This is a genomic window from Microbacterium yannicii (assembly GCF_024055635.1).
Lineage (GTDB): Bacteria > Actinomycetota > Actinomycetes > Actinomycetales > Microbacteriaceae > Microbacterium > Microbacterium yannicii.
Genome location: NZ_JAMXMB010000033.1, coordinates 36,344 through 58,670 on the forward strand (window position 1 = coordinate 36,344; position 22,327 = coordinate 58,670).

The following is a 22,327-nucleotide window of genomic DNA, read 5'->3' on the forward strand; positions in this document are numbered from 1 at the left end:
GGAGCCCCGATAGGATGGGGTGTAACCGTCCGATAACGGGGGAGTAGCCCATGCCAGGCATCGTGATCGTCGGAGTCCAGTGGGGAGACGAGGGCAAGGGCAAGGCCACCGACCTCCTCGGTGAGCGCACCGACTGGGTGGTCAAGTTCAACGGCGGCAACAACGCCGGCCACACCGTCGTGATCGGCGACGAGAAGTATGCGCTGCACCTGCTGCCATCCGGCATCCTGTCGCCCGGCGTCAACGCGATCATCGGCAACGGCGTGGTGGTCGACCTCGAGGTGCTGTTCGCCGAGCTCGAGGCGCTGCACGCGCGCGGCGTCGACACGTCGCACCTGCGGGTCAGCGCCAACGCCCACATCATCACGCAGTATCACCGCACGCTCGACAAGGTCACCGAGCGCTTCCTCGGCAAGCGTCAGATCGGCACGACCGGCCGAGGCATCGGCCCCGCGTACGCGGACAAGATCAACCGCGTCGGCATCCGCGTCCAGGACATCTTCGACGAGAACATCCTGCGCCAGAAGGTCGAGGGGGCGCTCGACCAGAAGAACCACCTGCTGGTGAAGATCTTCAACCGCCGCGCGATCACCGTCGACGAGATCGTCGAGGACCTGCTGTCGTACGCCGAGCGGCTGCGGCCGATGGTGGCCGACACCGGCCTGCTGCTGAACGACGCGCTCGACGCCGGCGACGTCGTCGTGTTCGAGGGCGGCCAGGCCACGATGCTCGACGTCGACCACGGCACGTACCCGTTCGTGACGTCGTCGTCGGCGACGGCCGGCGGCGCGGCGACCGGCTCAGGGGTCGGCCCCAACCGCCTGGATCGCATCGTGGGCATCGTGAAGGCGTACACGACGCGCGTCGGCGCCGGGCCCTTCCCGACCGAGCTCTTCGACGAGAACGGCGACTTCCTGCGCTCGCGCGGTTTCGAGTTCGGCACCACGACCGGTCGTCCGCGCCGTGTGGGCTGGTACGACGCCCCGATCACGCGGTATGCGACCCGGGTCAACGGCATCACCGATCTCGTGCTCACCAAGCTCGACATCCTCACCGGCCTCGACCAGATCCCGGTATGCGTCGCCTACGACATCGACGGTGAGCGCTTCGACGAGATCCCGGTGAACCAGTCGGACTTCCACCACGCGAAGCCGATCCTCGAGTACTTCCCCGGATGGAAGGACGACATCTCCCGTGCCCGCACCTTCGAGGATCTCCCCCTCGAGGCGCGGGAGTACGTGCTGGCGCTCGAGGCGATGAGCGGCACCCGCATCTCGGTGATCGGCGTCGGCGCCTCGCGCGACGCGGTCATCGTGCGCCACGACCTCGTCGACTGAGCCGGCGCCGTCCGACATGAGGTTCCTGCTGGGCGGGTACACCGCCGACATGGACGGCCGTGCAAGCGGGATCGGGATGCTGCTCGCCGGCGCCCCTGACGAGACCTCAGCGGGTGGCGCGCTCGCGTTCGCGGGTGATGTCGCCACCGCCGACTCGCCGTCGTGGCTGGCGCCGCACCCCGGCTCGGGGAGCGGCGACCGTTCCCTGAGCCTGTCGAGGGGCGATGTCGTCTATGCGGCGCTCGAGAAGCGGCAGCAGGTGCAGGCGTTCCGCCGCACCGGCGAGACGACGTTCGTCCCGTTCGGCGCGCCGGTCGCCGCCGGCGAGGCGGTGTGTCACGTGGCGGTCGCGCCCGACGCCCGCTCTCTCATCGCGAGCTGCTGGGGCGACGGTCGCGTGGTCCGGATGGAACTGGATGCCGCGGGCCGGCCTTCCGCGCCGGTCACGGCCCCTGCGGCGGTCGACCCCTACGGCCCCGACGCCGCCGACGCTCCGGCTTTGGCCGGCGACATCGACCTCGTCGCCGCAGCCCGCGCCCTGCGGGAGGCCGCGGGTGACGAGTACGCGCACCTCGTGCCCGACCACGACCGTGCCGAAGAGGCGAAGGACGACACCGACGAAGGCGAAGCCCGTCCGTCGCGGGCGCATCAAGCGGTCTTCCTGCCCGGCGGCCCCATCGCGACCACCGATCTCGGCTTCGACGTCGTCCGGTTCTGGCGCGATGGCGACCGCGGTCTGCGCCCGGTGCAGCAGGTCACGCTGCCGAAGGGCAGCGGGCCTCGGCATATGGTGTGGCATCCGAGCGGTCATCTCTACGTCATCACCGAGCTCTCGTGCGAGCTGTTCGTGCTGGCACCGTCGGCCGACGGCATCTGGCGACTGGTCGGCGGCACGCCGCTCGGCGCCGGCACGCTTCCGGGTGACAGCGCTGCCGAGCTGGCGCTCTCCCGCGACGGCGAGTTCGTCTACGCGGGCGTGCGCGGCAGCAACACCCTCGCGACGCTTCGCGTCCGCGGTGCGGGCGATGTGGTGGCTCCGGTCGCCCTCGTCGACGCCGGCGTCGACTGGCCGCGGCACCACGTCGTGGTCCGCGACATCCTGTTCGTCGCCGGTCAGCTGTCGGACGAGGTCGCCTCGCTGACCCTCGACCTGCGCACCGGCGTACCCGGACGCGTTCGGCATCGCGCCGACGCACCCTCGCCCACGTTGCTCCTGCCGATCCGCTGACGTCGGCCGGCGGGTGGACCACTGACCCGGCATCCGTTCTCACACCATCGACACGGATGCCGCGGCCCGCGGCGCCGTCTCGAACATCTGCGCCACGACGTAGCCGGCATCCCGGCCCATGCCCATGAGCGTCGGCGAGGCGACCGAATACTGGAACGGCAGCCCCACGAACGCGAGGCCCGCAACCTGGCTCGCCATGCCGCGGCGGTGGTCGACCGCGCCGTCGGCGCCGAACGCTGCGGGGATGTCGATCCACCGCAGGTCGGGAAGTGATCCGGTGCTCCAGACCACGGTGGCGGCATCCAGTCGTTCGCCGTCCTCGAGCACCGGACGGCCTTCCGCATCGACGCCCTCGACCCGCCCGACCTGACGCACGCCGGCCTTTGCGAGGTCGGCGACGTGGTTGCGCACCAGGTTCACTCCGTGGCCGCGATGCTCGGCCGCGAACCGACGCCCCCGCTCGGTGTCGAGGGTCAGGCCGCGCAGGCGGCGGATGAAGATGCTGCTGACGAGATTGCCGACGGGGGTGTCGATGCGGCCCGGCACCTGACCCGGGTGACGGCCGGCGAGCGTGGTCGCGTGACCGGATGCCGCGGACTCGAGGGCGATGTCGGTGCCGGAGTTCGCGGCCCCGACGACGAGCACCGGCCCGGGCACGAGGTCCTCGGGACCGCGATAGTCCAGTGAGTGAAGCTGCCGGATCGCGGGATCGAGCTCGCTCGCGAAGGTCGGCGTGATCGGCCGGTGGTGTGCTCCCGCGGCCACGACGACGTGCGCGGCGACGATCTCGTCGCCGGTCGACAGTTGCAGCCGGAAGCGCCCATCGGGCTCGAGCGACAGCCGGTCGACGCGGGTCGCCAGGCGCAGGGGTGCGCCGATCGCCGTCGCGCAGCGCTCGAGGTAATCGGCGAAGCCCGGCCCGGTGGGGTAGTCGAAGAAGCCGATGCCGAGCCGCACGCCCGGCAGCTCGGCCCACCGCCGAGGTGTGAACAGTCGCAGCGAGCGGTAACGCTCGCGCCAGGTGTCGCCGACGCGGGGATGCGCGTCGATGATCTCGAACTCCACGCCGCGCGCCGCGAGCAGGCGGGCGGCGTGAAGACCCGCTGCCCCTGCCCCGATGACGACCGTGTCGAGTGCTGTCGTGTCCATGGTGACCTCCTGCCTTCACGGTAGGAGCGCGCCCCTCGGCCGGCATCGGCAGAAATGACCAATTGCACCGCCGGGGATCGCCCCGCGACGCCGGATCTCTCAGCCGGCGGCGACGCCGTGCTCGAACGCGTACGCCGTCGCCGCGGAGCGGCTGGGCACGCCCAGCTTGGCCAGGATGCTGCCCACGTGCCGCGCGACGGTGCGCTCGCTGAGGAAGAGGTGCTCGGCGATGCGCCGGTTCGACCACCCGCGGGAGACGAGCACGAGCACCTCGCGCTCCCGCCGGCTGAGCCCCGGGTCGGCGACGGCAGCCGTGGCCGCAACAGCCCGCTCGAGCCGGGCCAGATCGGGGATCGCACCGAGCCCCTCCAGCACCCCGCGTGCCGCGTCGAACTCCAGTTCAGCCCCGTCGGCGTCGCCGATGTCGCGGATGGCCGTCGCGATCGAGATCCTCGTGAGCGCCGCGTCGTACGGCGCATCCAGGCGCCGCCACGCCGCCCAGGCCGTCCGCAGCGCCGTGAGAGCGTCCGCGGGGCGTCCGTCGGCGAGTGCCACCTCGCCGTGGGCTCGGGCAGAGAGCGCTCGCAGATACAACGTGTCGAACGACGCGGCGCACGCCGCGAGCTCGTGCGCCGCGGCATCCGCCTCGGCGACGCGGCCGCGGTCCAGCGCGACGCGCGTCGCGGCCGCCAGCACCTCGGCCCGCACCGCCGGTTGCACAGCCGTCGCTCGCGCAGCCTGGAGCCCGGCCCAGGCTGAGGAGAGATCGCCCGCGTCGCGGTGCAGCAGTGCGAGCGTGGGCTGTACTTCGCGCCCGAGCGCGGCGGCGCGACGCAGCGCATCATGGGCGGCGGCGGGGCGTCCGGCCACACGATGCAGATCCGCGGCGCGGTACCAGGCGTTCGCCAGCGTCTCGGTGCGCTTCTCGGTCGCGCAGACCAGCTCGGCGGCGGCGGTCGCGGCCTCCCACTCGCCCCCCAGCTGCAGCACGCTCGCCCGGTGCAGCGTGCACTCGCCGCGGAACGGCTCGAGGCCCCGCTGCGCGTCGCACCAGTCACCGAGTTCGCGGGTCCACACCCGGGCCCGCTCGACGTCACCGCGGCCGAGAAGGCTGGCGATCACCGCACAGTACGCCGGTCCCGCGGCGCGATCGCTCACCCGCCCGTCGGCGATGAGCAGCATGACGCGGTCGAGCTCCGCGAACGCCTCCTCGACGCGACCGACGGCGAGGAGAGCGCGACCCCGGCCCATCGTGGCGAGGGCCAGCGCGTCGGCGTCGGCCGCGGCATCCGCTCGCTCGATCGCGGTGCGGAAGAGCGGGACGGATGCCTCAGCGTCGCCCCGCGCGAACGCTCCGGCCGCGACGCAGAGGGCACGGGCCGCGTCGGTGGCCGGCGTGGCGTCGGCGCGCTCGCACAGCTCCATCAGCCGGCCCATCCACGCGCCGCCCCGCACCGCATCGCCGTGCTCGCTCAGCGTGAAGCCCAGCCAGAAGACGCAGCGCACGGCCGAGGCCAGATCGCCGTCGTCGAGGTAGCGCAGGTGCGCCCGCTCCCACGCCCGCACCGAGACGTCGTCGCGCCCGACGAACCAGGCCGCCTGGCCGAGCTCGTCGAGCTCGTCGCCGCCGAGAGCGGCCTCGTGGGCGGCGAGCTGTTCGAACCGGCCCGTCCAATCGACGACGCCGGCGTCGCGGAGCGCCATGCGCACAGTATGGGCGCGACCCGCCGCTTCGACAAGGCGCCTCTGTGGCCCGGCGGTCGCCGGGCCACAGAGTGTCAGACCTTGGCGTCCTGCTTCTTGAAGAACACCTGTTTGATGATCAGCAGGATCGACGCCGTCACCGGGATCGCGACGAGCGCGCCGATGAAGCCGAGCAGGGTGCCACCGATGAGCGCACCGATGACCACGAGCGAGCCGGGGATCTCGATGGCCTTGTTCATGACCTTCGGCGTGAGCACGTAGGCCTCGATCTGGATGTAGATCAAGTAGCAGATGGCGAAGATCAATGCCGCGATCGGGCTCGTGAAGAGGGCGATGACGGTCGCGACGATCCAGTACAGCACCGGTCCGATCAGGGGGATGATCGTGATCGAGAAGGCGAGCACGCCCATCAGCAGCGGATACGGGAGGCCCAGCACCAAGTGCAGGAGGGTCGCGACGACGGAGTTGAAGAACGCCAAGATGACCATTCCCATGAGGTATCCGCCGACGGAGTCCGTGATCTGGTCGGTCATGGCCCGCACGCCCGGGCGCCGGCGTGCCGGCGCGAACTGCATGAGCGAGTTCTTGATCCCGGGCAGTGAGGCGACGAAGTACAGGGTCAGGACGACGACGATCAGTCCACCCGAGATCGCGGTGGCGATGCCGGCGCCGACCTTCAGCAGACCGCCGGAGATCGCCGCGATGTTCGCCGGGTCGATGATCCACTTCTCGGCGTCGGTCACCAGTGAGTTCAGCCCGGTTCCGAAGATCCCCTCGAGCCACTTGAAGAAGTCGGACTTCTGGAAGTTGTCGATGGTGTCGGGGATGCCCGTGACGAACTGGCCGATCTGGGCGACCAGGGTCGGCACGACGAGAAACATGAGACCGACGCCGAGGATGGCGCCGGTCAGGAAGATGATGGCGATCGCCCACCCGCGCTTGACCCCGTGCCTGCCCAGCCACTTGACCACCGGATCCAGACCGAGGGCGGCGAACATCGCCAGTCCGATGTAGACGAGGATGGTCGAGATATTGGTGAGGGCGATTCCGAGGAGGAGCGCGACCAATCCGCCCAGTGTCAGCAGCAGCCCTGCGGCGAAAGGGTTGTCGATTCTCGCCCAGAAGGGCCGGCCTTGCTGGTTGTCGGCGAGGGTGAGCGCAGCTGGAGGGTCACTCACGACGATCGCGGCGGCATCCGTGCCCGCTGCGGGTTCGACGGCGAGCGGGTCGGCGGCTTCTGCGGCGCTCGCGCCGAGCGAGGACGAGGCGTCGGTCATGGGTCACACTCTAGAGCCGGGCGGCCGCCCAGACACGGAGGAGTTGCGATTTCATGCGTATCGCACGACGCCCGTCGACGTCCGGCCTTGCTGCGCCGCTCGGGTATCGTCGAGGGGCGAGGAGGACCGCCATGACCGAGGATCCCACGACGACGCTCACGCGGCTGCGCAGCAGCATCGACAACATCGACGCCGCGCTGATGTATCTGCTGGCCGAGCGTTTCAAGGCCACGAAGCAGGTCGGTCATCTGAAGGCCGACCACGGCATGCCCGCGTCCGACCCGGCCCGCGAGGAACAGCAGGTCACTCGCCTGCGGCGCCTCGCCGAAGAGGCCGACCTCGACCCCGCCTTCGCCGAGAAGTGGTTCAACTTCGTCGTGGCCGAGGTGATCCGCCACCACACCGAGGCCGCCGACAGCCGCTGAGACGTGAATGACGGATGCCCCGGCCCGGCGTCGCACGCCGGGCCGAGGCATCCGTCTTTCTTCGTCTGCGTCGGTCAGGGAATCGTGCGCCGCAATGTCAGATACGAGATCCCGCTGAGCAGCACGGTGACGAGCAGCCCCCACACGGCGAAACCGGCCGGCCCCTGCTCGACGATCGTCGTGATCACGTCGGTCCACATCTCGAAGCGGGTGATCGCCCAGACGGCGACGACCAGGAGCAAGCCGACACCCGACCAGATGAGCGCCACCACCATGGCCCCGGACCGCTTGTAGACGGTCGCCGACCAGAATCCGAGCATGAAGATCAGCAGCGCCAGGACGAAGTAGAACAGCGCCGCCACGAGCGGGCCGTCCGCGACCACCCAGTCCAGGGCGAAGAAGTACCCGTTGAGTCCCCAGCCGTTCGTCGCCTCCTCGATCATGCCGCCGACGGCGAAGACGGCGGCCAGCAGCACGGCGCACATCACCGCGGCGAGCATCGTGCCGAGGAAGAACTCCCTGCGGGTCACACTCATCGCCTGCGAGAACGGGAACGTCAGCGTCAGCGACGAGATCCCCACGAAGAGCAGCACCCACAGCGGCGCCTGCGAGCCGCCGCCGTAGAACGGGCCGGGAAGACCCGAGCTGGCGAGGATCGCGTAGATGGCGATCGTGATCGCGAACGAGGCGCCGAGCACGATCAGCGGCACCCAGACGAACGTCTGCTTGTTGATCAACTGCATGCGCACGACATTGACGGTGCGGTTCATCGCAGGGCTCCTTCGTCGAGGGCGGATGCCGCGTCGCGTTGGTCCGCGTGCGCCGTGGTCGTGCGCACGATGAGCTGCTGGAGCGACACGGGTGCGACGTCCAGGCCGGCCGCTTCGAGGCGCTCGCGGTCGGCGAGTGAAAGCGCGCCGAGCACGGTGACGGATGCCACGTTGCCGAGGCGCTCGCGGTGGATGACCTGACGGCCGGCGACGAACTCGTCGACGGCCGAGGCATCGCCCACGATGTTCGCGGCGCGGTCGCGGACGGAGTCGGTCGCCTCGTCCATGATGATGCGGCCGCGGTCGATCACGAGCACGCGCTCGATGAGGTTCGACACCTCGTCGATCAGGTGGCTCGAGAGGATCACCGTGCGCGGGTGCTCGGTGTAGTCCTCCAGCAGCCGGTCGTAGAAGATCTGCCGGGCGACGGCGTCGAGGCCCAGGTACGGTTCGTCGAAGAACGTGATCTCGGCGCGAGCGGCGAGGCCGATGATCACGCCGACGGCCGAGAGCTGCCCGCGCGACATCTTCTTGATCCGTGTCTTCGGCGGCACCTGGAAGTCCTCGATCAGCCGCTGCGCGAGGTCTTCGTCCCAGTTCGGGAAGAAGAGGCGTGCGGTGGCGAAGGCGTGCTTTGCGAGAGCGTCGTCGGGATACTTCTGGCTCTCCCGGACGAAGCACATCCGGCTGAGCACACGGGCGTTCTCGTAAGGCTGCTCACCGAAGATGCGCACTTCGCCGCTGGTGGCGAAGTTCTGGGCGGTGAGGATCGACATGACGGTCGTCTTGCCGGCACCGTTGCGGCCGAGCAGGCCGTAGATCGTGTTCTTCTCGATGGTGAAGCTCACGTCGTCTACCGCGACGGTGTCGCGGTAGCGCTTCGTGAGATTCTTCACCTCGATGACGTGCGTCCCGGTCGTCATCGTGGATTCCCTTCTGTGATGGTCGCGCCGCGCCCCGAAACGCGGTCGCGGATGAGCAGTGCGAGGTCGTCGGGCCCGAGCCCGAGCTTGCGGGCCTCGGCCAGCAGTGGATCGACGAAGCGGTCGGCGAAGACGCTCCGCCGCTCGGCGAGGAGCAGGTCGCGCGCACCGGGCGCCACGAACATCCCGATGCCGCGGCGCTTGTACAGCACGCCCTTGTCGGTCAGCATGGCGATTCCCTTCGCGGCGGTGGCGGGGTTGATCCGGTAGAAGGCCGCCAGTTCGTTCGTCGACGGCGCCTGGGCCTCCTCGGCGAGGGCTCCGTCGATGATCGAGTCCTCGACGCTCTCCGCGATCTGCAGGAACAGGGCCCGGCCTTCTTCGATCACTTCGCTCCTGAGTAGGTTGGTTAATTACTTGAGTAACTAACCACTGAAGTGCCGGCATTGTCAAGCGGTGCGCAGCATCCCACTGTCGAGAGACCGGCGGCCCGTGCCGCGACGGGCCGTGTTATCACGCGTGCGCGACCTACCCAAAGCAGCGACGGGTGTCCAATTTGCCCGCCCGTGGGCGGCCGTGAAACGGTTGATCAGGCCCCTTGCGGGGCTGTTCCCGACCAGTCCGCGGTCACGGGTGACGTCCTCACGGGACGCCAGACCGGTGAGCGTATGGTCGGCGGCCGAAGCGCGGATCCGACATCCGCTGCGTGTCCGGCCGCCACCCGGGCGCAACCGCTGCAGCTTCTGCACGGAAGCTGCCGAGGTGCACACAGTGACGCTTCCTCCTGCCATCGAGGCGCAGGGCCTCTTCAAGGTCTTCGGACGAAACCCCAAGGAGGCCGTCCGCCGGCTCCGTGCCGGCGCGACCCGCGCCGACGTCGCGGACGTCGGCTCGGCCGCCGTGATCGATGCGAGCTTCACGGTCCAGCCGGGCGAGATCTTCGTCATCATGGGGCTGTCCGGTTCCGGCAAGTCCACGGTGCTGCGCATGCTCAACGGACTGCTCCCGCCGACGGCGGGTGAGGTGCTCGTCCAGGGGCAGAGCGTCACGAAGGGATCGGCGAAGGCGCTGCGGGGCATCCGCCAGCGCTCGGTCTCGATGGTGTTCCAGCACTTCGCGCTGCTGCCCCACCTCACGGTGCTCGACAACGCGGCCTACGCGCTCGAGATCCAGGGCATCGGGCGCGACGAGCGGCGCGAGCGCGCCCGCGAGATCCTCGACAAGGTGGGCCTCGGCGACCGCGCCGATGCGATGCCCGACGAGCTCTCGGGGGGCATGCGTCAGCGCGTGGGCCTGGCAAGGGCGCTCACCTCCGGCACCGACATCCTGCTCATGGACGAGGCCTTCTCAGCGCTCGACCCGCTCATCCGGCGCGAGATGCAGGAGCAGCTCATCGAGCTGCAGCGCGAGCTCGGCCGCACCATCGTCTTCATCACGCACGATCTCAACGAGGCGATGTTCCTCGGCGACCGCATCGCGGTGATGCGCGACGGCCGCATCGTGCAGAACGGGACGCCCGAGGAGATCCTCACCGATCCGGCGAACGACTATGTCGCCCAGTTCGTGCAGGACGTCGACCGGGCACGCGTGCTCACCGCCGGCTCGGTCATGGCCCCGCCGGCGGCCACCACGCCGGTCAGCGCCGGGCTGCGTGGAGCGCTGCGTGTCATGCGCGACCTGCAGGTCGGGTCGGTGTCGGTCATCGAGAACCGCCGCTTCCTCGGCACGGTGACCGACCGTGCGGTGATCCGGGCCGTCAAGGACGGCCGCACCGACCTTCGTTCGATCGTGCACACGGCGCATGCGGCGGTGCACCTGGACGACCCGCTGACCGATGTCGTCGAGCGGGCGGTGGAGCGGCCGGTGCCGGTCGCCGTCGTCGACGACGCGGGCCGCCTCGTGGGCGCGATCCCCCGCGTGACCCTGCTCGCCGCGCTCGGCAACGTGCCGCCGGTCACCCGCGAGAACCCGATCATCGACCTGCCGGCCACGGTGCCGGCGAGCGAGATCACGCAGACGCTCGCCGCGGTCGAGCAGCAGCCCCTGGCTGCGACGCTGGCCTCCCGCTCGACGGCGCCGACGGTGGCCGCCCCGCCCGGCGGCCGACCCGCGACCGGGGCTCGCGCCACGACCGACACCCGCGCCACGACCGAGGGAGCCGCCCGATGAACGACGCCTTCCGCCTTCCGCTGGGTGACGTGGTCGAGACCGCCGTCCGCTGGATGATCGACGTGCTCGGCGGGTTCTTCGACGTCGTCGCCCTCGTCTTCAACGGCCTCTACGGCTGGCTCGACGCGTCCCTGTCGACCCCGCCGTTCTGGGTGGTGATCCTCGTGATCGCCGCATTCGCCTATTGGTCGAGAGGCCTGCTGCTCGCCGTGGGCAGCGCCGTCGGGCTGCTCGTGATCGTCGCGGTCGGGCAGTGGGCGAATGCGATGGACTCGCTCGCCCTGGTGATCCTCGCCGCGGCCGTGGCGATCGCCATCGCCGTGCCCCTCGGCATCTGGGCGGCACGGAACGACCGGGTGTCGGCGGCGCTGCGCCCCGTCCTCGACTTCCTGCAGACGATGCCCGCGTTCGTCTACCTCATCCCGGCGATGCTGATCTTCGGCGTGGGTCCCGTGCCCGGCATGGTCGCGACGATCGTGTTCGCGCTCGCGCCCGGCGTGCGCCTGACCGAGCTCGGCATCCGCGGCGTCGACCCCGAGATCGTCGAGGCCGGCCACGCGTTCGGCGCATCCCCCGCGCGCATCCTGCGCCAGATCCAGCTGCCGCTGGCGCTGCCGAGCATCATGGCGGGCGTGAACCAGGTGATCATGCTGAGCCTGTCGATGGTCGTCATCGCCGGCATGGTGGGTGCGGGCGGTCTGGGAGGCCAGGTGGTGCAGAGCCTCAGCCGCATCGACATCGGCCTGGGCGTCGAGGCAGGCCTGTCGGTCGTGATCCTCGCGATGATCCTCGACCGTGTCACGTCGGGCTTCTCCACGGCTCGTCCGCGAGTGGTTCGCCGGGTCGGCGCGGTCGCGGGGGGCACGCAGGACAAGGACACGGATGCCGCACGCCGGGCAGCAGTCGGCGCGGACGCGCCGACACTCGAGGCCGCGGCATCCGTCCCCGACGACGCGCCGGCCGCGCGACCCGAGCCCGCCCACGTCTGACCCGACACGAGAGGACTGACATGATCACGCGACGCATGATCGCCGCCGGCATCGCCCTGGCGGGAACCGCCGGGCTGCTCGTCACCGGCGCCCTCGCCCAGACCGGCGCGGGCGACGCCGGCAAGGGGCATCTGACCATCGCCGTCTTCAACGGCTGGGACGAGGGCATCGCCGCGTCCGAGCTGTGGAAGGCCGTGCTCGAGGAGGAGGGCTACACCGTCGACCTCACCTACGCCGACCCGGCGGCCGCCTACACGGGCATCGCGCAGGGCGACTACGACCTGACGCTCGACACGTGGCTGCCGCTCACGCACGCCGACTACATGGAGACCTACGGCGATGACCTCGTCGATCTGGGGGCGTGGAACGACGAGGCGAAGCTCACCATCGCGGTGAACGAGGACGCCCCGATCGACTCGCTGACCGAGCTCGCCGCCAACGCCGACCTGTTCGGCAACAGGCTGGTCGGCATCGAGGCCGGGTCCGGCCTGGTGACGGTCACGCAGGACGCCGTCATCCCCGGCTACGGCCTCGAGGGGATGGACTTCGTGACCGCCTCGACCCCTGCGATGCTCACCGAGCTGCAGGCCGCGACCGATGCCGGACGCGACGTCGCCGTCACCCTCTGGCGTCCGCACTGGGCGTACAACGCGTTCCCGATCAAGGACCTCGAAGACCCCGACGGCCTTCTCGGCGACGCCGAGGGCATCCACACGGTCACCTCGACCGCGTTCGCGGAGGAGCAGCCCGAGGTGTCGCGCTGGCTCGAGGACTTCCGGATGGACAACGAGCTGCTGTACTCCCTCGAGGACGCCCTGTTCGGCGCCTACGACGGCGACGACTACGGCCCTGTCGTGGCGGAGTGGATGGCCGACAACCGGGAGTGGGTCGACGACCTCACCCGTTGACCCGGAGACCCCTCCCGCGGCGCCGCGGGCGAAATAGGGTGTGGGCATGACGGTGGCGTTCGTGCTCGGCGGCGGGGGTGTCCGCGGCGCCGTCGAGATCGGCATGCTGCGGGCGCTCCTGGAGTCCGGCATCCGTCCCGATCTCGTCGTGGGCACCTCGATCGGCGCCATCAACGGCGCTCTCGTGGCGAGCGACCCGACGCCTGCCGTGATCGATCTCCTGCTCGACGCGTGGACCTCGCCCGAGGCGAACGCGGTCTACGGCGACTCCCTCTTCGCGCAGTTCACCCGGCTGGTCAGGACGAAGACGCATCTGAACTCTCCCGCCCCGCTGCGTCATCTGCTCGAGCGGTCGCTCGGCGCCGACACCCGGTTCGAAGACCTCTCGGTGCGCCTGCGGGTGGTGGCCGCGAGCATCGAGCGCGCTGCCGAGCACGTGTTCGAGTCGGGTCCGCTGATCGACGCCATCCTCGCGTCGGCGTCTGTGCCAGGACTCCTGCCCCCGACGCGCATCGGCGACGAGCACTTCATCGACGGCGGCATCGTGAACTCCATCCCGATCGCTCAGGCGCTGGAAGCCGGAGCCCACACGGTGTTCGTCCTGCAGGTCGGGCGCATCGAGACGCCGCTCGTCGCGCCCCAGTCGGCCGTGGACACCGCGCGCGTCGCCTTCGAGATCGCCCGCCGGCACCGGTACGCGCGCGACGTGGCGACGCTGCCCGAGGGCGTGGCACTCCACGTGCTGCCCAGCGGCGGCGGGCTCGACGACGATGACGACACGCTGATGTCGTACCGCCGCATGGACACCGTCCACCGGCGCATCGACGCTGCCTACGATGCGAGCCGGTCGTTCCTCGCCGAGCGGGGCTTCGGCGAGCGGCTCCCGGCTGGGAACACGGGCCGCAACGACGCCGACCAGGGCGACGCAATCCGCGGTCCGGACACCGCCGAGGAGGTTGAGGAGTGATGGGCGTGCCGCCCACGTGGATCCGCCGCATCGTGCTCGCCCCTCTCGTGATCGTCGCCGCCGTCGTCATGCTGGCGCTCACGCCGGTGTGGCTCATCCTCGCGCTGGCCCTCACGTCGCTGGTGCCCGGGCGGTTCCGGCTGCCCCGCGTGCTCTGGCTCGTGACGGTCTACCTGCTCTGGGATGCGATGCTCGTCGTGGCGATGTTCGCGCTGTGGATCGGGTCCGGCTTGGGGTACGCTCTCCGGCGCCCGGGCTTCGTGGCCGCCCACTACCGTCTCGGCGGCTGGGCGCTGCGGCTGCTGTTCTGGATCTTCGGCGGCGTACTGCGGCTCACCATCACCACGACGGGGTCCGATGCGGGCGACTCCGCCGCCGACCGGGCGGCGTTCGACCGGCTGTTCACCCCGGGCGAGCCGCTCGTCGTCGCCAGTCGCCACGGCGGGCCGGGCGACTCGTTCATCCTGATCCACACGCTGCTGAACGAGGCCGCCCGCCAGCCGCGCATCGTGCTGAAGTACACGCTGCAGTGGGATCCGGCGATCGACATCCTGCTGCACCGCGTGCCGTCGCGCTTCATCGTTCCGTCGGGCTTCGGCCGTGCGCAGAGCGGTGGGGGACTGCGGGTGGAGGAGGCGCTCGCGGACCTCGCCACGGGGCTCGGACCCGACGACGCGTTCGTCATCTTTCCCGAAGGCGGCAACGTCAGCGCGGCTCGACGCCTCTCGCGGATCCAACGGCTGCGCGACGCCGGACGCGAGGCGATGGCCGAGCGGGCCGAGGCGCTGCAGCACGTCATGGCACCGCAGCCGGGCGGCATGCATGCCGCGCTGGACGCCGCGCCGGACGCGGACGTGGTGTTCATCGCGCACACCGGGCTCGACCGTCTCGTGACCCTGCGCGACATCTGGCGCGAGCTCCCGATGGACAAGGGAATCACTATGCGCGCCTGGCGCGTACCGCGCGCGGACGTGCCTGAGAACCTGGACGAGCGCGCTGGGTGGCTGTTCGACTGGTTCGCGCGCATCGATGCCTGGATCGAGGCGCAACCCGAGGTCAACGCCTGACTTCGCGCCGTCCGAGCGGTGCTCAGCGGGTCAGTGGTGGGGCTTGGGGTGCGTCACCCGGCCGGGGGCATCGCCGGTGCCGCGCGACGGGATGGGCCACGGGGCGGCCGCCGGCGGCGTGGTGCTCGGGCGCTTCGGCGCGGGCAGCGGTTCGGCCACGGGCTCGGGGGATGCTGCGGGCGGTGCGGCGGCGGAGGACACCGAGGGCGCGGCGGCCGGAGGTGTGGCCTCCCCTGCGGAGGCGGTCGGGCCGAGCTCGAGCATCACCTTGTTCTCGAGCACCTCGATCGCCTCGTCGGAGATCGAGATCAGTCCGTCGAGCTCCTCCCGCACGCGCCGGTAGGCGAGCTGGCGCTCCGCCGGCGTCGCGGCCTCGTCGATGGCGACGGTCAGGAGCTTCTTCGCGGTGTCGAGCCGCTTTCGCTCGACCTCGGTGAAGCTCGAGTCGCGCAGTCGGCGGGCATCCCGTTCGGCGACGTCGAAGGCCACTTCGAAGTCGGCGACTGCATTGCGGTACTCGGTGAGCTGCTCCCTCGACAGATGCGCCTTGGCGGATGCGGGCCGCAGCCCGTCGGCGATGCGCTTGGCGCGCAGGAACGCGGCGGTGAGCGGCTGGCGACCGTCGCTCATCGCCGGGAACGCGATGATCTTGGCGACGTCGAGCTCGTACTCCAGCCAGCGCGCCGTGACCGCGTCGTGCGTGGCGAAGAGGCGCTCGAGCTGGGTGGTCTGCGTCTCGCGCGCCGGTCGTGCGGCCGCCCTGCCGGCGGTGACCGCGTCGTTCACGCTCTGCGTGATGGAGTCGGCATCGACGGGAGGAAGGGATGCCGCGGGCACGGCGTTACCGCGCGCCGCGGCTTGGGCGGCCTTGAGCTCCGCCTTGGCGTGCATCACCTCGAGGCGCCGCTTGTGCCGGCGTCTCGCGCTCTGCTCCCATGCATTTCCGGTGGCCGCAAGAATGCCGAACGCGGGGAACGCCAGCCACCAGTAGTTGCCCAGGAACTCGAAGATCGGTTCCACCCTGTCATGCTAACGGCCTCGCCGACCGCTGTGTCGGCCTCAGGGCACCCTGCCAGCGGGCGGCTCGCTCGTCCGCGGCGGCGGGAGCTTGGCGATCAGCGTCGGCAGTCGGTCGGCGAGCTCGGCGATCACGGCGGCCGCGGCGGTCAGCCCGGCGGCGGCGCTCGCCGCCGGCGAAGCGGGGCGAGCTGCTCCGACGACTCCGGCTCGCCGCTCCGCCTCGTCGAACGTGGACTCGAGATGGTGCACCGCCGCGCGGTACTCGAGGAACTGCTGCGGTGTCGCCCGCTCCCGCAGTGTCGGCCGCTTGGCGAGCGCCTCGCGCTGCGCGCGGAGGAACGCGACGGTGGCGGGATGGCGCACATCGGTCATCTGCGGATACGCCAGCGCCCTGTCGACGTCGGTCTCGTAGGCGAGCCAGCGCAGGTTGATCGCATCATGCGCGGCGTAGAGGCGGTCGATCGGCAGCGGGTCGTTCGCGGTCGCGGCGCGGTACTGGGCATAGCCCGCCCTCACGCGCGAGCGGCTGGCCCGCAGCGCCAGCGACGCGGTCTTCTCGGCCTGCTTGGCGGCGAGGAGTTCGCGCCGCGCGTCCCCGGCCTGGAAGGCCGGGGCGCCAGAACGGGATTTCGCCGTCAGGAGGTCGGCGTTCGCCGTGCGCACCCGCGCTTTCGCCGCGACGAGCTCGCGGTAGGCGAGCGATTCCTCCTGGCGCGCGGCATCCAGCTCGAGCCTTCTGGCCCGGCGGCTGCGCGTCGTCAGCCCGGCGTAGGTCGCCGCTCCGGCGCCGGCGGCGGCCGGAGCGATCCACCACCAGCCCGCGATGACAAGGAGGATCGGCTCCACTCTGCCATGGTAGCCGCGCGGTGCCGGCTCGAGCCCGGGAGTTCGCCGACGATCTGCCGACGGCTGATCCGCCGCAGCTCAGGTCAATGCGCGCCGATGTCCATCGACCCGCCGTGACGCCGGCGGTCGGTGGCCTCGAAGACGGGGTTGCCCGGTCCTTCGCCCGGTTCGCCGGGTCGCGCCTGACGGGTGTCGTACGACTCCCGCGGCGGCGAGACGAAGTTGCGCACCCGGGTCCACAGCGAAGGTTTTCGGCTCATGGCCCGAACGTACGGCATCCGCTCGCTCGAGGCGAGTGCCCGAGCGTCCTGCGGGCGTCAGCCGAAGAGGAGAGCGAAGACCGTGGCGCCGCCGCCGACGAGGATGAGGGCGACGATCGTCACCCACGCGATGATCTTGACGCGGCGCTGCCGGGTGTCGTTGTAACCGCTGTACTCGTCGTCTTCCGGCGCCATGGGTCCCATCCTAGGGTCCGCAGCGTTTCGTCTCGCTCGTTCCTCGGTCGCTCAACGACCGGCTGCGTGTTGGCGCGCGCACGACGAACGCGGGTGCGGCCATGGTGGCGCGCTGCAGAGACCGGTCGTCGAGCGACGGGCGCTCCGGCGCCCGACGAAACGCCCGGGGTCAGGCGGTGTGCTCGGTGACGATCGGGCCGAAGGCGTCAGGAAGGGTCGACGTAGAAAGGCGGCGCAGCTCGGCGAGGGGCAGCGTGAACAGTCCCTGCACCTCGAGGGCCGGCTCGTCGCCGTCCGCAGCGCTGTCGGTCACGCCGATGCGCAGCACCGGGTAGCCCCGTCCCTCGCACAGCCCGCGGAACTTCACGTCGTCCTCGCGCGGCACCGACACGATGACGCGGCCCGTCGACTCCGAGAAGAGGGCGGTCGCGGCATCCACTCCGTCCCGCTCCTGGATCTCGTTCAGCCACACCCGTGCGCCGACGCCGAAGCGCATGACGGCTTCGGCGAGGGTCTGCGCGAGGCCGCCGGACGACAGATCGTGCGCCGACGACACGAGCGACTGCTGGCCGGCCGCGTGCAGCAGCTCGGCGAGCTTCTTCTCCTGGCCGAGGTCGACCGCCGGCGGGCGGCCCCCCAGGTGGCCGTGGATCGTGCCGGCCCACTGCGAGCCCGAGAGTTCGGTCGACGTGACGCCGAGGAGGTAGATGTTCTCGCCCGCGTCCTGCCATCCGGACGGGATGCGGCGTCCGACGTCGTCGATGATCCCGAGCACGCCCACGACCGGGGTGGGGAAGATCGGCTGGTCGCCGGTCTGGTTGTAGAACGAGACGTTGCCGCCGGTGACGGGGACGCCGAGTTCGAGGCATCCGTCCGACAGGCCGTCGACCGCCTGCGAGAACTGCCACATGACCTCGGGGTTCTCGGGCGAGCCGAAGTTGAGGCAGTCGGTGACCGCCGTGGGCACCGCGCCGCTGACGGCGACGTTGCGGTACGCCTCGGCCAGCGCCAGCTTCGCACCCTGGTACGGGTCGAGCTGGCAGAAGCGGCCGTTGCAGTCGGTGGCGATCGCGAAGCCGAGACCGGAGTTCTCGTCGACGCGGATCATGCCGGCGTCGTCGGGGAACGACAGCGCCGTGTTGCCCATCACGTAGTAGTCGTACTGGTTGGTCACCCACGACGTGTCGGCGAGGTTCGGGCTCGCGACGAGGCGGGTGAACTGGTCGCGGAGCGTCTCGGCGTCGGTCGGACGCGGGAGAGCGGATGCCGAGTCCTCGCGCAGCGCGTCGATCCACGTGGGGTAGGCCACGGGGCGCTCGTAGACAGGCCCGTCGACCGCGACCGTCGAGGGGTCGACGTTCACGATCTCCTCGCCGTGCCAGAAGATCTGCAGGCGCCCGTCGCCGGTGACCTCGCCCAGGACGCTCGTCTCGACATCCCACTTGCCGACCACGGCGAGGAAGGCATCGAGCTTCTCGGGAGCCACGATCGCCATCATGCGCTCCTGGCTCTCGCTCATGAGGATCTCCTCGGGCGTGAGCGACGGATCGCGCAGCAGGACGTTCTCGAGGTCGACGCGCATGCCCGAGCCGCCGTTCGCGGCGAGCTCCGACGTGGCGCAGGAGATGCCCGCCGCGCCGAGGTCCTGGATGGCCTCGACGAGCTCGTCGCGGTACAGCTCGAGGCAGCACTCGATGAGCACCTTCTCGGCGAACGGGTCGCCGACCTGCACCGCCGGGCGCTTGGTCGGACCGCCGTCGGCGAACGTGTCGGAGGCGAGGATGGATGCCCCGCCGATGCCGTCGCCGCCGGTGCGGGCGCCGAAGAGCACGACCTTGTTGCCGGCGCCGGTGGCGTTGGCGAGCTTGAGGTCCTCGTGGCGCAGCACGCCGACGGCCAGCGCGTTCACGAGCGGGTTGCCCTGGTAGACGGCGTCGAACACGGTCTCGCCGCCGATGTTCGGCAGGCCGAGGCAGTTGCCGTAGAACGAGATGCCGGAGACGACCCCGTGCACGACGCGCGCGGTGTCGGGGTTGTCGATGGCGCCGAAGCGCAGCTGGTCCATGACGGCGACCGGTCGAGCGCCCATCGAGATGATGTCGCGCACGATACCGCCGACGCCGGTCGCGGCGCCCTGGAACGGCTCGATGTAGCTCGGGTGGTTGTGCGACTCGACCTTGAAGGTCACCGCCCAGCCTTCGCCGATGTCGACGACGCCGGCGTTCTGGCCCATGCCGACCATGAGCCGTTCCTTCATCTCGTGCGAGACCTTCTCGCCGAACTTGCGGAGGTAGATCTTCGAGGACTTGTAGGAGCAGTGCTCCGACCACATGACGGAGTACATCGCCAGCTCGCCCGACGTGGGGCGGCGGCCGAGGATCTCGCGGATCTTGTCGTACTCGTCGGGCTTGAGACCGAGCGCCGCGTAGGGCTGCTCCTTCTCCGGCGTGGCGATGGCGTTGTCGACGGTGTCGGCGACGGCGGTCGAAGAGGGGGTGGTCACGCGGCTCAGCTCCTGAAATTTCGGGGATGCCGGACCGGTCCAGTCTAGTTCGGCCGCGGCATCCGGTCGTCTCGTGCGACGACCGCCCCGAACCAGGGGAATCCGGGCGAGACCGGGGGCGTCGCCTTGCGTCTCGGGCGGAGTCCCCTGTCTCGGCGAGATTCGCCCGAGAAACGGTTGACGGATGCCGCATCCCGGCGTAACGTACAACCAAATGGTTGTACGAATCGAACTCACCGATGATGAGACCGACCGCGTGTTCCACGCGCTCGCCGCGGCGACCCGGCGTGACATCGTGCGTCGCACGATCGAGGGCGAGCTCTCGGTCTCCACGCTGGCGCGCGACTACGACATGTCGTTCGCGGCGGTGCAGAAGCACGTGGCCGTACTCGAGGCCGCCGGCCTCATCATCAAGCGCGCCGAGGGCCGTGAGCGTCTCGTCCGAGCGGATCCCACGATGATCGCCCGGGCGCGGGCGCTGCTGGGGCACTACGAAGACATGTGGCGCGGGCGCATCGACCGACTCGACGCGCTGTTGGCGGGTCCCCGCGGCTCAGGGCCCGCGATACCCCACTCCGAAACCGATCAATCCACGACGCAGCAACCCACGACACAACAATTCACGACACGAGGAGAATGACAATGCCCGTCACCGATGTCACCACAGATGCCGAAGCGCTCACCATGACGCTGACAGCCGATTTCACGGCCCCGGTCGAGCGTCTCTGGGAGGTCTTCACCGATCCCCGCCAGCTCGAGCGCTTCTGGGGCCCGCCCGGATACCCGGCCACCTTCACGTCGTTCGACCTCACCGTCGGCGGCCACGCGCGCTATCTCATGACCGGCCCCAAGGGCGAGAAGTACCACGCGACGTGGGAGTTCCTCGAGATCGACGGACCGCACTCGCTCGCGGTGCTGGACTCGTTCGCCGACGAGAACGGCAACGTGCGCGAAGACATGCCGACCTCACGCATGACTCTCGCTTTCGAGCCCACGGCATCCGGCGCGCGGCTCGAGAGCGTCACGCGCTTCACGTCGGCCGAGGCGCTGGAGCAGGTCGTCGCGATGGGCATGGTGGAGGGGTCGACCATGGCGATCAACCAGCTCGACCGGGTGCTGCAGGGCCTGCGCGACTACGCCGCGGGCAAGGGCACGCAGACCGAGATCCTCGACGACACCCACGTGCGGATCACGCGCCTCATCGAAGGTCCGATCGACCTGGTCTGGCGTGCGCACCAGGAGCCCGAGCTGCTCGAGAAGTGGATGCTCGGCCCCGACGGCTGGCGGATGTCGGTGTGCGAGGTCGATCCGTCGGTGGGCGGTCGCTACCGCTACGAGTGGGAGCCGATCGAGGGCACGGAGGGCGAGCGCTTCGGGTTCGACGGCGAGACCCTGCTGTCGGAGGCGCCGCGCCGCGCCGTCACCACGGAGCACATGACAGGCACCGACTACCCGTCGACGCTCAACGACCTCAACCTCGAGGAGGAGGACGGCGCCACGCTCATCACGCTGCTGATCGAGTACCCCGACATGCAGACGCGTGACATGGTGCTCGCCACCGGCATGACCGACGGCATGGAGACCAGCTACGCACGCCTCGAGGGCGTGCTGGCGTCGGTGTGACCGGAGAAAAGGAGACGATCATGACCGAGGACACCGCCACACGCCCCGTGACCACCCACGTCGTGGGGGCCGGAGAAGACGCGATCACCTACGACATCCACGGCGACCTGGCCGATGCGACCGTCGATCGCCCGGCACTGTTCCTCTTCGCCGGACCGATGGACGCGAGCGGGCTCGCACTCCTCGCCGCGCGCATGACGGACAGGCCGGTCGTGACGTACGACCCGCGCGGTGCCGGGCGGAACCCCGTCGACACGGCCGACATCACGCCCGAGCAGCACGCGGCCGACCTGCACCGCGTCATCGCGGCGCTCGGCGTCGGCGCCGTCGATGCCTTCGGCACCAGTGGCGGGGCGGTGCACCTGCTCGCGCTCGCCGCCGCCCACCCGGACGACCTTCGGATCGCCGTCGCGCACGAACCGCCGCTCGCCGAGCATCTCCCCGACCGCGACGCGGTGCTCGCCGTGATCGCCGACATGAAGCGCACCTACGCCGAGCAGGGCGATGGTGCCGCCATGGCGAAGTTCATCGCCTTCGTGATGTTCGAGGGGCCGGTGACCGACGGGTACCTCGACGGGCCCGCGCCCGATCCCGCGATGTTCGGCATGTCGGCCGAGGACGACGGCTCCCGCACGAATCCGCTGATGCGGAACATGCCGGCGACCATCGCCTATCGCATCGACATCGACGCGCTCCGAGCGCGGGGTGAACGCCTCGTCATCGCGGTGGGCGTGGAGTCGGGTGACGCGCTGGCCGCCCGCGGTGGCCGTTCGGTCGCCACCGCCGTCGGTGTGCCGGTGGCGGACTTCCCGAGCCACCACGCCGGCTTCACCGATCAGCCGGGCTACCCGGGCGACCCGGCGGGCTTCGCCGCCCGCCTTCAGGAGGTTCTCGGTTGACGGGGTGAGTCAGGGCGTCACGGCGCCACGAGTTCGACGGCGAGTCCCTGCCACCCGCAACCGGGAGG

At 70.4% G+C, this 22,327-nt stretch carries 22 protein-coding genes; 11 read left to right on the forward strand and 11 right to left on the reverse strand.

What is annotated here, in order from left to right; genetic code table 11:
- Positions 1-50: 50 nt before the first annotated feature.
- Positions 51-1,337, forward strand: coding sequence for an adenylosuccinate synthase (locus NCG93_RS13545; protein ID WP_194412135.1), 1,287 nt, complete (start codon positions 51-53; stop codon positions 1,335-1,337).
- A gap of 16 nt (positions 1,338-1,353) precedes the next feature.
- A complete protein-coding gene (locus tag NCG93_RS13550) occupies positions 1,354-2,565 on the forward strand; it encodes a lactonase family protein (RefSeq protein ID WP_194412134.1) in 1,212 nt (403 codons plus the stop codon).
- Positions 2,566-2,604: 39 nt separating this feature from the next.
- Here the strand turns inward: NCG93_RS13550 and NCG93_RS13555 are convergent, their stop codons facing one another.
- From NCG93_RS13555 to NCG93_RS13565, 3 genes are all read right to left on the reverse strand, one after another.
- Positions 2,605-3,714, reverse strand: a complete 1,110-nt coding sequence (locus tag NCG93_RS13555) for a flavin-containing monooxygenase (RefSeq protein ID WP_194412133.1) — start codon at positions 3,712-3,714, stop codon at positions 2,605-2,607.
- A gap of 99 nt (positions 3,715-3,813) precedes the next feature.
- Positions 3,814-5,418, reverse strand: a complete 1,605-nt coding sequence (locus tag NCG93_RS13560) for a LuxR C-terminal-related transcriptional regulator (RefSeq protein ID WP_194412132.1) — start codon at positions 5,416-5,418, stop codon at positions 3,814-3,816.
- A gap of 74 nt (positions 5,419-5,492) precedes the next feature.
- A complete protein-coding gene (locus tag NCG93_RS13565; RefSeq protein WP_194412131.1) occupies positions 5,493-6,695 on the reverse strand; it encodes an AI-2E family transporter in 1,203 nt (400 codons plus the stop codon).
- Positions 6,696-6,826: 131 nt separating this feature from the next.
- On the opposite strand from NCG93_RS13565, the gene NCG93_RS13570 reads away from it, so the two are divergent.
- Entirely contained in the window at positions 6,827-7,120 is a 294-nt protein-coding gene (locus NCG93_RS13570; RefSeq protein ID WP_194412130.1) for a chorismate mutase, read from the forward strand.
- A 74-nt stretch (positions 7,121-7,194) separates the two neighbouring features.
- Here the strand turns inward: NCG93_RS13570 and NCG93_RS13575 are convergent, their stop codons facing one another.
- Genes NCG93_RS13575 through NCG93_RS13585 form a run of 3 tightly spaced genes read right to left on the reverse strand, consistent with a single transcriptional unit; the run spans position 7,195 to position 9,202 of the window.
- Positions 7,195-7,890 carry a hypothetical protein gene (locus tag NCG93_RS13575; RefSeq protein ID WP_194412129.1) on the reverse strand — a complete coding sequence of 232 codons (696 nt, stop codon included), beginning with the start codon at positions 7,888-7,890 and terminating at the stop codon, positions 7,195-7,197.
- Complete coding sequence (locus NCG93_RS13580; RefSeq protein WP_194412128.1) at positions 7,887-8,813, reverse strand: ABC transporter ATP-binding protein; 927 nt, start codon at positions 8,811-8,813, stop codon at positions 7,887-7,889. The genes NCG93_RS13575 and NCG93_RS13580 overlap by 4 nt, the downstream gene beginning before the upstream one ends.
- Positions 8,810-9,202, reverse strand: coding sequence for a GntR family transcriptional regulator (locus NCG93_RS13585; RefSeq protein ID WP_194412127.1), 393 nt, complete (start codon positions 9,200-9,202; stop codon positions 8,810-8,812). Before NCG93_RS13585 ends, NCG93_RS13580 begins: the two co-directional genes overlap by 4 nt.
- 382 nt (positions 9,203-9,584) lie before the next feature.
- On the opposite strand from NCG93_RS13585, the gene NCG93_RS13590 reads away from it, so the two are divergent.
- From NCG93_RS13590 to NCG93_RS13610, 5 genes are read left to right on the forward strand one after another with little or no spacing between them, the layout of a single operon-like run.
- Complete coding sequence (locus tag NCG93_RS13590) at positions 9,585-10,982, forward strand: quaternary amine ABC transporter ATP-binding protein (RefSeq protein WP_252787553.1); 1,398 nt, start codon at positions 9,585-9,587, stop codon at positions 10,980-10,982.
- Positions 10,979-11,971: an ABC transporter permease gene (locus NCG93_RS13595; RefSeq protein WP_241741548.1), complete on the forward strand. Its 993-nt coding sequence runs from the start codon at positions 10,979-10,981 to the stop codon at positions 11,969-11,971. The genes NCG93_RS13590 and NCG93_RS13595 overlap by 4 nt, the downstream gene beginning before the upstream one ends.
- Positions 11,972-11,991: 20 nt before the next feature.
- Positions 11,992-12,879 carry a glycine betaine ABC transporter substrate-binding protein gene (locus tag NCG93_RS13600; protein WP_194412125.1) on the forward strand — a complete coding sequence of 296 codons (888 nt, stop codon included), beginning with the start codon at positions 11,992-11,994 and terminating at the stop codon, positions 12,877-12,879.
- A gap of 46 nt (positions 12,880-12,925) precedes the next feature.
- The gene (locus tag NCG93_RS13605) at positions 12,926-13,846 is read left to right on the forward strand and encodes a patatin-like phospholipase family protein (protein ID WP_194412124.1); all 921 of its coding nucleotides are present in this window, start codon (positions 12,926-12,928) and stop codon (positions 13,844-13,846) included.
- Positions 13,846-14,913, forward strand: coding sequence for a 1-acyl-sn-glycerol-3-phosphate acyltransferase (locus NCG93_RS13610; protein WP_194412123.1), 1,068 nt, complete (start codon positions 13,846-13,848; stop codon positions 14,911-14,913). The genes NCG93_RS13605 and NCG93_RS13610 overlap by 1 nt, the downstream gene beginning before the upstream one ends.
- A 30-nt stretch (positions 14,914-14,943) precedes the next feature.
- Here NCG93_RS13610 and NCG93_RS20370 read toward each other — a convergent pair whose 3' ends face one another.
- The 5 genes from NCG93_RS20370 to purL all read right to left on the reverse strand — a co-directional run bounded on the left by NCG93_RS20370 (position 14,944) and on the right by purL (position 19,737).
- Positions 14,944-15,933 (reverse strand): hypothetical protein, encoded by a 990-nt coding sequence (locus NCG93_RS20370; RefSeq protein ID WP_194412122.1) that lies wholly within the window; start codon positions 15,931-15,933, stop codon positions 14,944-14,946.
- Positions 15,934-15,972: 39 nt separating this feature from the next.
- A complete protein-coding gene (locus NCG93_RS13620; RefSeq protein WP_194412121.1) occupies positions 15,973-16,779 on the reverse strand; it encodes a hypothetical protein in 807 nt (268 codons plus the stop codon).
- A gap of 83 nt (positions 16,780-16,862) precedes the next feature.
- Complete coding sequence (locus NCG93_RS13625) at positions 16,863-17,039, reverse strand: hypothetical protein (RefSeq protein WP_194412120.1); 177 nt, start codon at positions 17,037-17,039, stop codon at positions 16,863-16,865.
- Between the two features lie 57 nt (positions 17,040-17,096).
- Entirely contained in the window at positions 17,097-17,234 is a 138-nt protein-coding gene (locus NCG93_RS13630) for a hypothetical protein (RefSeq protein ID WP_194412119.1), read from the reverse strand.
- A 169-nt stretch (positions 17,235-17,403) separates the two neighbouring features.
- Entirely contained in the window at positions 17,404-19,737 is a 2,334-nt protein-coding gene (purL, locus tag NCG93_RS13635) for a phosphoribosylformylglycinamidine synthase subunit PurL (RefSeq protein WP_194412118.1), read from the reverse strand.
- Between the two features lie 214 nt (positions 19,738-19,951).
- Between purL and NCG93_RS13640 the strand changes: the two genes are divergently transcribed.
- Genes NCG93_RS13640 through NCG93_RS13650 form a run of 3 tightly spaced genes read left to right on the forward strand, consistent with a single transcriptional unit; the run spans position 19,952 to position 22,259 of the window.
- Entirely contained in the window at positions 19,952-20,377 is a 426-nt protein-coding gene (locus NCG93_RS13640) for an ArsR/SmtB family transcription factor (protein WP_194412117.1), read from the forward strand.
- A 2-nt stretch (positions 20,378-20,379) separates the two neighbouring features.
- Positions 20,380-21,360: an SRPBCC family protein gene (locus NCG93_RS13645; protein WP_194412116.1), complete on the forward strand. Its 981-nt coding sequence runs from the start codon at positions 20,380-20,382 to the stop codon at positions 21,358-21,360.
- 20 nt (positions 21,361-21,380) lie between these two features.
- Complete coding sequence (locus NCG93_RS13650) at positions 21,381-22,259, forward strand: alpha/beta fold hydrolase (protein WP_194412115.1); 879 nt, start codon at positions 21,381-21,383, stop codon at positions 22,257-22,259.
- The last annotated feature ends 68 nt before the right edge of the window (positions 22,260-22,327 follow it).